This window comes from Tabrizicola flagellatus (assembly GCF_046295235.1).
In the GTDB taxonomy this organism is placed as follows: Bacteria; Pseudomonadota; Alphaproteobacteria; order Rhodobacterales; family Rhodobacteraceae; genus Tabrizicola; species Tabrizicola flagellata_A.
Genome location: NZ_JBKBLV010000033.1, coordinates 29,730 through 40,447, shown reverse-complemented (window position 1 = coordinate 40,447; position 10,718 = coordinate 29,730). Strand labels below are relative to the sequence as shown.

The following is a 10,718-nucleotide window of genomic DNA, read 5'->3' as shown; positions in this document are numbered from 1 at the left end:
AAGTCGCTGCAACCGGTGGCCTTCGACGCCAGCCTGAACGCCGCAGCCGAGACCCATTCGCGCGACATGTCGGTGCAGAACCGGCCCTGGCATTTCGGGTCCGACGGATCCTCGCCCCTTGTACGGGCGCAGCGCAGCGGCTTCACCGGCCGGCTGCTGGGCGAGAACATCTCGGAGACCTACGAGACCGAGCTCGAGACGCTGTCGTCCTGGATGGCACAGCCCGATACCCGGGTGGTCATCATGGACCCGCTGGCGACGCGGCTGGGCTTTGCCTGGTATCAGGAGCCGGGCGGAAAGATCTGGTGGACGATGCTGACCGGGGCCTGAGCCCGGCCAACATGACTGTCGTGCGGGGGCCTTCGGGCCCCCGTTCGCGTTCAGGGCAGGATGTAGATCGGCGTTCCGGGCTTTACCATCGAATAGACGACCTCCATCTCCTTGTCGGTCAGGGCGACGCAGCCTTCGGTCCAGTCGCGCACCGAGACGGGCCGTCTCGGTCCTCCGTGGATGAAGATGTCACCGCCGGGTTGTTTGCCCTGCGCCTCGGCAAAGGCGATGTCGTTGGCGTTGGGATAGTCGATGCGCAGCGACAGGTGGAACCGCGAGTTCGGGTTCTTGTGGCTGATCGTATAGGCGCCTTCAGGCGTCTTGCCGTCACCCTCGAACTGCTTGTGCCCCTCGGGTGCAAAGCCGAGAGCGATGTCGTAGGCCTTCAGCACCTTGTCATTGTGCAGAAGATACATTCGCCGGTCGGCCTTGTGGACCTGGATCTGGGTCACTTCGGGACCGCGGTACTTGCGGAACTTGGGATCTCCACAGCCCGAAAGGCCGATCACCGCCACGAGGATCGCCAGCCATCCGAGAGTACGCATGCCCTTGCCCGCCTGTCTTTTTTTTCTGATGGATAGCGGAAAACGGTCGATTTGCCTAGTGCGGCGAGAGCTGCGGGGCTTCACGGATTTGTCAGGCGCGCGACAGACGGGCGACAAGCTCGATGTGGGTGGACCAGCGGAACTGGTCGACGACCCGGACCCAGTCCAGCCGGTAGCCATGGTCCGACAGGACCCTCGCATCACGGGCAAAGGTGACGGGGTTGCAAGACACGGCGGCGAGCACCGGGATGTCCGACCGCGCCAGCCGATCGGTCTGAGCCTCGGCCCCGGCGCGCGGGGGGTCGATGACGGCGCCGGTGAAGCCGCGCAGCTCGTCGGGTTCCAGCGGCCGCCGGAACAGGTCCCGCGTTTCCACCGAGATCCGGTGCAGATCCGGCGTGTTGCGGGCGGCGAGGTCCAGAGCCCTGGTCATCGCCGCGTCACCTTCGACGGCGTGTACCTCCATTTCGCCGGCCAGCGGCAGGGTGAAGGTCCCGACACCGCTGAACAGATCGATGACCCGCTTCTGCGGGCCAAGCGCCTGCCGCACGGCGGTCAGAAGCGCAGCCTCGCCTCCGGCGGTGGCCTGAAGAAAGGCGCCGGGCGGGGCAACGACCATGGCCGTCCCCATGGCCAGCGCCGGGCGGTCACGCAGCGCCACGGTCTCGCCGTCCCAGGTCAGGCGCGAGAAGCCGTGCGCCTCGACCAGTCGGGCAAGGTCCATGCGAAGGGCGGCGTCCAGCGGCTTGCCGCCAGTGACGACGACATCCGGGCCGCCGCGGGTCAGGGTCACCTGCAGGGAAAGCTCGGTGGAGCGGGAGCCCCCGGTCTGGACCAGAGCTTGCAGGCCGGGAAAGGCTTCGAGGATGCCGGGGTGCAGAAGCTGGCAGTCGGGGATCTCGACGATCGTGTCCGAGGCCCGGGCGTGAAAGCCGATCAGCACGCCCCCTTTCGTGCGGCGGGCGGACAGCGTGGCGCGGCGGCGGGACCGGGCGGGAGAGGTGACGATCGGCAGGAACTCGGCCGTAAGTCCCTGACCGGCAAGCGCGGTCTGGACGACCTCCTGCTTCCATCGGGACACGAAGGCATCCGAGGCGTGTTGCAGCTGGCAACCGCCGCAGGCGCGGGCGTGGCGGCACGGGGGTTTGACCCGGTTGACAGAGGGGGTGATGATCTTCGGGTCCAGCAGGCGGTCGCCGTCGGGCGTGCCCTCGACCACTTCGCCCGGAAGGGTTCCGGGCACATAGACGGGACCCGGAGCGATGCCGTGCCCGAGGTGCCCGAGCCGTTCGATGGTGACGATCACTCTGCCGCTTCCGCCTGTTCGTCTTCGGTGCCGATGAAGCCGCCTGATTGCCGTTTCCAGTAGCGCGCGTAAAGCCCGTCCTTCGCCAGAAGTTCGTCATGGCTGCCCGTCTCGACGATCCGGCCGCGGTCAAGGACGATGATCCGGTCCATCGCGGCGATGGTGGAGAGACGGTGCGCGATGGCGAGCACCGTCTTGCCCTGCATGACGCGGCCCAGAGCTTCCTGGATGGAGGCCTCGACCTCCGAGTCAAGCGCGCTCGTCGCCTCGTCCAGCACCAGGATCGGCGCGTCCTTCAGGAAGGCGCGGGCAAGCGCGATGCGCTGGCGCTGGCCGCCCGACAGCTTGACGCCGCGTTCGCCGAGGAAGGCGTCATAACCCTTGCGGCCCTGGTGGTCGTGCATGCCGGCGATGAATTCGTCCGCCTCGGCGGCGCGGGCGGCGGCGATGATCTCGTCCTCGGTCGCCTCGGGCCTACCGTAGGCAATATTGTCGCGCGCGCTGCGGTTGAACATCGCGGTTTCCTGCGTGACCATGCCGATCTGGCGGCGGAGGCTTTCCTGCGTCACCTCGCGCAGGTCGAAACCGTCGATGGTGATGCGGCCCTGTTCGGGGTCATAGAGGCGGAGGAGGAGCGAGACGAGCGAGGATTTGCCCGCCCCGCTGGCGCCGACGATGCCCAGTTTCTCGCCCGCGCGGATGGTCAGGTCGATGTCCCGGACCCCGCCCCGCTCGCGGCCATAGGCGAAGGTGACGTGGTCGAAGCGGATCTCGCCCCGGATGCGGGGAAGGGTGACGGCGTCGGGTGCGTCGGCGAGGGTGTGGGGCACGGAGAGCGTGCGCATGCCGTCCTCGACCTCGCCCACGCTGGTGTAGATCGACATGAGGGTGAAGCTGACCCAGCCCGACATCTGCGCGATGCGCAGCGCAATGGCCCCGGAGGCGGCGATGTCGCCCGCCGTGGCCGAGCCCTGTTGCCAGAGAAGGACGGTTCCGCCGATCAGGAGGACGGGCAGGACGCCCGCCAGCAGCATCAGCGCGAAGCGGAACCAGGTGGAGATGACGCCGAATTCGAGGGAGCGGTCGCGGAAGACCTCCATCGCGTCGATGGCGACGCGGTCCTCGAAGGCGGCATGGGCGAAAAGCTTGACGGTCTTGATGTTGGTGATCGTGTCGACGACCTGGCCAGAGACCATGGCGCGGGACGAGGCGCGGGCGGCGGAGTTCACCCGGATGATCGGCAGGAAGAAGCGGATCAGGAGGATGTAGGCGACGAGCCAGACCGCAAGCGCGATGGCGGCGCGGTAGTCCACGGCGATCAGGAAGGCGACCGAGCCGATCACCGAGGCCAAGGCGAAGCAGACGGTGTTGATGACTTCGGTCGCGACATCGGTGACGGCGCGGGCGGCCTGCATCTGTTTCTGCGCGATGCGACCGGCGAAGTCGTTGTCGAAGAAGGTCACGGCCTGGCCCAGGGTCCAGCGGTGCAGCCGCGACAGCACCAGCGGCATCACGTTCGGGCCGATGATGATGCTGTTCGAGGCCGAGGAGACGGCAAAGGCAAGCGGTCGCAGGACGAGGTAGAAGCCGAGGAACCAGGCGACGAGGTGCCAGTGGGCGGCGAAGAAGTCGGTCGGGCCCGAGGCGACGGCGGCGTCGATCACCCAGCCGAGGATGAGGGCGGAGACGACCTCGGTCACGCCGGCGAGGGAGGAGAGGATCCCGGCCACGACCAGCATCGGCCAGGAGCCCGCCAGCGCCCAGCGCATGAAGCGGCCCAGCCTTTGCGGAGGGGGGCCGTCGGCGGGACGGAAGGCGTCGATGAGGGAGCCGAGGCTTTGAAGCGCGCTCATGGGGGAGAGGTAGGCCTTGGGGCGGGGGGAAGCAAGTGTCAACGCCGTGAGCGCGGCCGGGTTCCCGGGCGGCCCAGGAACTTTCGGTGAAAATTCCTGGGCTTGGGGATTACTCTGCGGCTTCTTCTTCGAGGCCGATGAAACCGCCGGACTGGCGCGCCCAGAAGCGGGCGTAGAGGCCGCCCCTCCTCAGGAGGTCGGCGTGGGGGCCGTCCTCCACCACCTCGCCGTCCTCCAGCACCACGATCCGGTCCATCGCGGCAATGGTGGACAGGCGGTGAGCGATGGCGATGACCGTCTTGCCCTCCATCACGCCGTAAAGCGCGCCCTGGATGGCGGCTTCGGCTTCGGAGTCCAGCGCCGAGGTCGCCTCGTCGAGGATCAGGATGGGGGCGTCCTTCAGGATCACCCGGGCGATGGCGACGCGCTGGCGCTGGCCGCCGGACAGCTTGACGCCCCGTTCCCCGACATGGGCGTCGTAGCCTTTCCGGCCTTGGGGGTCTTCAAGGGTCAGGATGAAATCATGCGCCTCCGCCTTCTTGGCGGCGGCGATCATCTCTTCCTCCGACGCCTCGGGGCGGCCGTAGAGGATGTTGTCGCGGACCGAGCGGTGGAGCAGCGACGAGTCCTGCTGCACCATGCCGATCTTCTGGCGAAGGCTTTCCTGCGTGACATCGGCGATGTTCTGGCCGTCGATCAGGATGGCCCCGCTTTCGGTGTCGTAGAAGCGAAGGATCAGCTTGACCAGCGTCGATTTCCCCGCACCCGAGCGGCCGACCACGCCGATCTTCTCGCCCGGGCGGATGGTGAGGCTGACGTTCTTCAGCCCCCCGAACCCGCGGCCGTAGTGGTGCGAGACGTTCTTCAGCTCCAGCAGCCCCTCGCGGAACTGTAGCGGCTTTGCGCCGGGCTTGTCCACCAGGGTCACGGGCTGGGCGATCGTCTCCATCCCCTCCGCCAGTGTGCCGAGGTTCTGGACGAGCTGGGTCGAGGCCCACATGATCCAGTAGGTCATGGAATGAAGCCTGAGCACCAGCGCCACGGCCCCGGCGACGACGCCGACCGTGGCGAGGTCGTGGGTCCAGAGCCACATGGCAAGGCTGGAGACGCCCAGGATCATCAGGCCGTTGATGAAGGTCAGCGCCACGTCCATCTTCGTCACGATCCGCATTTCCTTCTGGAAGGTGGTGCGGGCGTGTTCGATGGCCTCCCTGGCGTAGTTCTCCTCGGCCGCCTGGTGGGCGAAAAGCTTGACCGAATGGATGTTGGTATAGCTGTCCACCACCCGGCCCGTCACTGCCGAGCGCGCGTCGGACGAGGCCGTGGCGGCGGGGCCGGCGCGGCGGATGGTCCAGCGCATCAGCGACAGGTAGGCCACGAGCCAGAGCAGGAGCGGGATCATCAGCCGCGGGTCGGCATCGGCCAGCATCAGAAGCGCGCCGAGGAAGGTCGCGGCGGCGAAGGCGGCCATGTCGAAGACCTGGAACACCGCGTCGCCGGCGGCGGGCGGGGCCTGCATGATCCGGTTGGCGATGCGCCCCGCGAAATCGCTTTCGAACCAGCCGACGGGCTGGCGCAGGACATGCCGGTGCGCGCGCCAGCGCATCATCGTGCCGAAGTTTGTCAGGATCGTGTTGTGCAGCAGGCCCACGGACCCGCCCGCGACCAGGGGGCGGACGAACAGGATCACCAGCGCGGCCACCATGATCTCGGTCCAGTGGTTTTCCAGGAAGGCCTGCGGGGTCTGCCCGGCCATCAGGTCCACGAGGCGGCTGAGATACCAGATCATGCCCACGTCCAGCACCGCGTTGCCCATCGAGAAGAGGGCGGTGACGGCGAAGACGGCTTTGAACGGCCGGATGTAGTCCTTCAGGAAGGGCCAGAGCCGGCGGGGCGGGGCGTCCTGTTCAACGTACGGTTGATAGGGATCGACGAGATTTTCGAGAAAACGAAACATGGTGGGAAGACCCTGGAGACGTGCAGCGATGGGGTGAAGCGGTGCCTGCAAGCGACCGCCACGACAGGATCGGTCAACTCAGGCGAGCTGAAGGGGGATCCTGTTTTCCATGCCGGTCTCCTTCTTGGGTGGGACGTGCTTAGACGAATCGCGGCCGATTGTCACGCCTCTTTCAAGAGGTCTTCGCGCGAAAGCGTCAGGCCCGAGGAAAGCCAGCGGGTCTGAAGTTCCTTCATCCGCGCGCCCAGCGCCTCGCCCTGCAAGCCTGGCATCAGGTCGGCGGCGGTGACGGGGAACCGGGCGTTGGCCCCGCGACGGACCTCGTCTTGCCAGCCCGGCGGCGGGGGCGTGCCCAGGCTCACCGCACGGGCGAGGATGGCGTCGAGCCCAAGGGTTTCGCCAAGGCGCCAACCTAGTGCGGCGGGGATGTCCACGCTGCCGAGGGCGGTGCGGAGGGCCGTCAGGTCGCGGGCCTCGGCCTTCGAGAGGCGGAGGGGATCGGTGTCGCCACAAAGGACGGCAAGGCGGCGGAGCCAGCGCGGGGGGGGATCGGCGTCGAGATGCCCGGTTTCCAGGTGGACGAGCGGACCAAGGGCGCGCGGGTCGGCGCCGGGCAGGACGCGCGCGAGGACACCGGCCTGCGCCATGGCGGCAACGGCGGGGGCCGGGTCGCGGGCAGAGAGGAGCTTGCGCAGTTCGGCGGTGACGCGTTCCTTCGAGATGACGTCGAGACCGTCCGCCAGCGCGGAGCAGGCGGCAAGGCCCTCGGCGTCGATCCCGCCTTCGGGGTCGCCATAGCAGGCGTGGAACCGGAAGAAGCGGAGGATGCGCAGGTAGTCCTCGCGGATGCGCGTCTCGGGGTCGCCGACAAAGCGGACGCGGCGGGAGAGGAGGTCGGGCAGGCCGTTCAGCGGGTCGATGACAGTGCCGTGTCGGTCGGCGTAAAGCGCGTTCATCGTGAAGTCACGGCGTCGGGCGTCTTCCTCGATCCGGGTCGAGAAGGCCACCACCGCGCGGCGGCCGTCAGTTTCCACGTCGCGGCGGAAGGTGGTGACTTCGTGCGGCTTGCCCCCGGCGACGACCGTGACGGTCCCGTGGTCTATGCCGGTGGGGACGGGTTTGAAGCCTGCGGCCTCGGCAAGGGCGGAGACGGCTTCGGGCGTCGCGTCGGTGCTGATGTCCACGTCGCTGACGGGTTCGGCCAGAAGCGCGTTGCGGACGCAGCCGCCGACGAACAGGGCCTGATGGCCTGCCGCTTCCAGCGCCTGCATCAGCGCCTGGGTGCCCGGATGGTGCAGCCAATCTCCCTCGATCTTCATTGTCCGACCCGGTCCGCCAACCCCCGCAGGATACGCGCGGTGGCGCCCCAGATGTAATAGGGGCCGTAGGGGACGGCGTAATAGCGGCGCCAGACGCCCATCCAGCGGCGGCGCTCGATCGCGTAGCGGGCTGGGGTGAGGACATGGGAGAGGGGGACGGTGAAGACTTCCTCGACTTCGCCAGCCTCGGGGATCGCATCGAAGGGGCCGCGGACAAGGCCGACGAAGGGGGTGACGGCGAAGCCGGTGACGGTTTCGTGGATGGGGAGGGTGCCGATGATCTCGACTTGGGTCTCCGGAAGGCCGATCTCTTCCCGCGTTTCGCGCAGCGCGGCGGCCTCGGGGCCAGCGTCGGTGGGGTCGACCTTGCCGCCCGGAAAGGCGATCTGGCCGGGGTGGTGTTTCAGGTGCGACGACCGCTTGGTCAGGATCACGGTCGCGCCTTCGGGGCGCAGCCAGACCGGGACCAGCACGGCGGCGGGGCGCAGGGGCTTGTCGGGGCGGGGGTGCATCCCCGGGTTCAGGTCGAAATCCGAGGACGGCCCGGCGGGGCGGGCAAGCGCCTTCCGCAGGGCGTCCTCGGGGTTGGTCACGGTTTGACGGCCTCGAAGCCCAGCGTCCTGGGGTCAAGCTCGTAATGCGCGCCGCAGAACTGGCAGTCGGCGGTGACGACCCCGGCCTCGGTGGTCATCTGCGCGATGTCCTTCTGGCTGTAGATCGACATGGTGTTGCGCACCTTGTCCTCGCTGCAGGAACAGCCGAAGCGCACCGGCTGGGCGTCGAAGACGCGCGGGCCTTCCTCGTGGAACAGGCGCACGAGGAGGTCGGTCGGGGGGACCGAGGGGCCGATCATCTCCAGCGTCTCGACCGTGTCGAGGAGGAGGTTCGCCCGGTTCCAGTCGTCGGATTCCGCGCCGGCCAGGATGTCGGCATGCGTCAGGAGTCCGCCCTCGCCCGAGCCCTGCTCGGCCGCGACCCCACCGGTCTGCGGCATGTGTTGCAGCATGATGCCACCCGCGCGCCAGTGCAGCGGGCGGCCGGGCTCGGCGCTTTCGCCATAGGCAAGCTGGAAGCGGGTCGGGATCTGTTCGGACTGGGCGAAATAGGTTTCGGCGCAGGCCGACAGGCTGCCGCCGGCGATCGGTGTGAAGCCCTGGTAGGGCAGCATCCCCTCGCCCTGGTCGAGCATCACCGCGAAATACCCCTCGCCGATCTGCGAGAAGGGGTCGGCGGTCGGGTCGAGCCGTTCGGCGTCGTAGCTGGCATAGGCGCGGATGCGGGCGGGTTCGCCTTCGGCGGTCGGGCCGTAATAGTCGGTGGCGATCAGCCGGGCCGGGCCCTTGCCGCGGACCTGGAGCGACAGCTTCCAGCGCAGCTTGATGGTCTGGCCGATCAGCGCGGTCAGAAGCGCGGTCTCGGCCACCAGCGCCTCGATGACGGAGGGATAGGCGTGCTGCTTCAGGACCTGGTCCAGCACGCCGTCAAGCCGCGCGACGCGGCCGCGGATGCCCGAGGCGTCAAGCTGGAATGGCAGGACGGTATCGTCCCAGGCGATCTGCGAACCGGTGGTCATGGGGATTTCCTGTTGCTGCCGTTGCTGGCATACCGCGCCTATATAGGCAGGGCAACCGAAGGTCCAAGGGGGCGACATGATCCGACGCCATGGCGAGCCGTTGAAGCCGGGACAAAACTATACCCGGCGGCCGGGGGTCTATGCGATCCTGCGGCGGGGCAAGCACATCCTGATCACGCACCAGGCCGAGCCGGTTCCCGAGTTCCAATTGCCTGGCGGCGGGATCGACCCCGGCGAGCAGCCGATTCCGGCGTTGCACCGCGAGGTGTTCGAGGAGACCGGCTGGAAAGTCGCGGTGACGCGGCGTCTGGGGGCGTTCCGGCGGTTCACCTACATGCCGGAATACGATCTCTGGGCGGAAAAGGTCTGCACCATCTATCTCGGCCGCCCTGTCCGCCGTCTCGGCCCGCCGTCCGAGCCCGGCCACACCGCGATCTGGCTGCCGGTCGAGGAGGCGCTCTGGCGGCTGGGCAATCCGGGAGACCGGGCGATGCTGGCCCGCGCGCTAGGATAGGTCCAGCACCACGGCCGAGACATCGTCGGCAAAGCTGTCGCTGCCCGACTCGCGGGCGATGTCCCAGATGAGCGATTCCAGCAGGTCGGCGCCGGAGAGGCGCGCCGAGGCCCGCAGGCTTGCGGCCAGCCCGTCCTCGCCGAAGTCGCCGCCCGCGGGCAGCGGACATTCGGTGACGCCGTCCGAGACCAGCACCAGCCGGTCGCCGGGGGCAAAGGGGATGTCCTGCCAGTCATAGCTTGCATCGGGGACAAGGCCGATCGGCAGGCCGCCGCGGCCAAGGCGTTCCACCTGGCCCGAGGCGCGGATCATCATCGGGTGCGGATGGCCGGCCTGAACGAGGCTGATCTGCCGCGCCGCGCGGTCGGCCACGGCGAAGACCATGGTGAAATACTGTTCGGCCTGGATCTCTTCCAGCATCAGACGGTTGAACCGCTGCGCCACGGCTTCGGGCGGCAGAAGGACATGCGTCCCCCGTGGACCCTTCTGGAAGGCGAGGTTCTGTTCCGGCGACGAGCCGGTCAGGAACCCCGCCAGCCGCGCCGTCATCATCGCCGAGGCGACGCCATGGCCCGAAACGTCGATCGAATAGACCGCCACCCGGTTGTCGTCCACCCGGAAGCTGCCGACCAGATCGCCCCCGACCCGACCCGAATTGCGCAGCATGAGCGAGACGGTGGCCCAGCCGTAGTCCCGCACCCGGTCGCGCACGAGGGTCTGCTGCAGCTTCCGCGCCTCGATCAGGTCGCGATCGAGCGAATCATAGATTCCCTGCAGTTCGGCCAGGGTCGAGGCGATGACCCTGTTCTTGGCCAGAAGCTCGGCCTGCATGGCCAGCATGCGCTCGCCCGCGCGCAGGCGGGCGCGCAGCTCGTTCGAAGCGACGGGCTTGGTCAGGAAATCATCGGCCCCGGCCTCCAGCCCATCGGCGATTTCGGTCGTTTCGGACTTGGAGGTGAGCAGGATGAAGTAGCCGTAGGATTCATGATCCAAGGCCCTGAATTCGCGGCAGAACTCAAGGCCGGTAAGGCCCGGCATCATCCAGTCGCTGATGACGATGTCGAAGGCCTGAGCCCGGCAGAGATCCAGCGCGGCGGTGGCGTTGCCGCAGTCGGTGACCTGATACCCCCAGCGGGACAATTGCATCGACAGCATGAGACGCTGCGCCCGGCTGTCATCGACCACGAGCACATGCCGCGGCGCGCCGATGCTCGGCTGCCCCATTCCGACCCTCATCGCACCGGCAAGCACATCGACCTCTCCGACCTGATCGGCGCAGGCTGCCGGTCAGGGCTTAACGCAGGGTGAACGTTAAAATGCG

10 protein-coding genes are annotated in these 10,718 nt (G+C 68.0%); 2 read left to right on the top strand and 8 right to left on the bottom strand.

From position 1 onward, the window contains the following. Positions 1 to 330: CAP domain-containing protein (locus ACK4IU_RS14265; protein ID WP_409736361.1), on the top strand; the 330-nt coding region annotated here is incomplete at its 5' end. Positions 331 to 380: 50 nt separating this feature from the next. Here the strand turns inward: ACK4IU_RS14265 and ACK4IU_RS14260 are convergent. The 7 genes from ACK4IU_RS14260 to ACK4IU_RS14230 form a co-directional block, all read right to left on the bottom strand. Next, positions 381 to 875 (bottom strand): murein L,D-transpeptidase family protein, encoded by a 495-nt coding sequence (locus ACK4IU_RS14260; RefSeq protein WP_409736359.1) that lies wholly within the window; start codon positions 873 to 875, stop codon positions 381 to 383. Between the two features lie 91 nt (positions 876 to 966). Continuing rightward, complete coding sequence (locus ACK4IU_RS14255) at positions 967 to 2,181, bottom strand: class I SAM-dependent RNA methyltransferase (RefSeq protein WP_409736357.1); 1,215 nt, start codon at positions 2,179 to 2,181, stop codon at positions 967 to 969. Next, positions 2,178 to 4,034, bottom strand: coding sequence for an ABC transporter ATP-binding protein (locus ACK4IU_RS14250; protein WP_409736355.1), 1,857 nt, complete (start codon positions 4,032 to 4,034; stop codon positions 2,178 to 2,180). The genes ACK4IU_RS14255 and ACK4IU_RS14250 overlap by 4 nt, the downstream gene beginning before the upstream one ends. A gap of 109 nt (positions 4,035 to 4,143) precedes the next feature. Beyond that, the gene (locus ACK4IU_RS14245) at positions 4,144 to 5,991 is read right to left on the bottom strand and encodes an ABC transporter ATP-binding protein (protein ID WP_409736353.1); all 1,848 of its coding nucleotides are present in this window, start codon (positions 5,989 to 5,991) and stop codon (positions 4,144 to 4,146) included. A gap of 161 nt (positions 5,992 to 6,152) precedes the next feature. Beyond that, positions 6,153 to 7,310: a CCA tRNA nucleotidyltransferase gene (locus ACK4IU_RS14240; protein WP_409736351.1), complete on the bottom strand. Its 1,158-nt coding sequence runs from the start codon at positions 7,308 to 7,310 to the stop codon at positions 6,153 to 6,155. Further along, complete coding sequence (locus ACK4IU_RS14235) at positions 7,307 to 7,903, bottom strand: CoA pyrophosphatase (RefSeq protein ID WP_409736349.1); 597 nt, start codon at positions 7,901 to 7,903, stop codon at positions 7,307 to 7,309. Before ACK4IU_RS14235 ends, ACK4IU_RS14240 begins: the two co-directional genes overlap by 4 nt. Then, positions 7,900 to 8,883, bottom strand: coding sequence for an Hsp33 family molecular chaperone HslO (locus tag ACK4IU_RS14230; RefSeq protein WP_409736347.1), 984 nt, complete (start codon positions 8,881 to 8,883; stop codon positions 7,900 to 7,902). Before ACK4IU_RS14230 ends, ACK4IU_RS14235 begins: the two co-directional genes overlap by 4 nt. 76 nt (positions 8,884 to 8,959) lie before the next feature. Between ACK4IU_RS14230 and ACK4IU_RS14225 the strand changes: the two genes are divergently transcribed. Beyond that, positions 8,960 to 9,397, top strand: a complete 438-nt coding sequence (locus tag ACK4IU_RS14225) for an NUDIX hydrolase (protein WP_409736345.1) — start codon at positions 8,960 to 8,962, stop codon at positions 9,395 to 9,397. On the opposite strand, the gene ACK4IU_RS14220 is transcribed toward ACK4IU_RS14225, so the two are convergent. Then, positions 9,389 to 10,621, bottom strand: coding sequence for a PP2C family protein-serine/threonine phosphatase (locus ACK4IU_RS14220; RefSeq protein ID WP_409736343.1), 1,233 nt, complete (start codon positions 10,619 to 10,621; stop codon positions 9,389 to 9,391). The two genes, ACK4IU_RS14225 and ACK4IU_RS14220, sit on opposite strands and share 9 nt — an antisense overlap. Positions 10,622 to 10,718 lie beyond the last annotated feature (97 nt).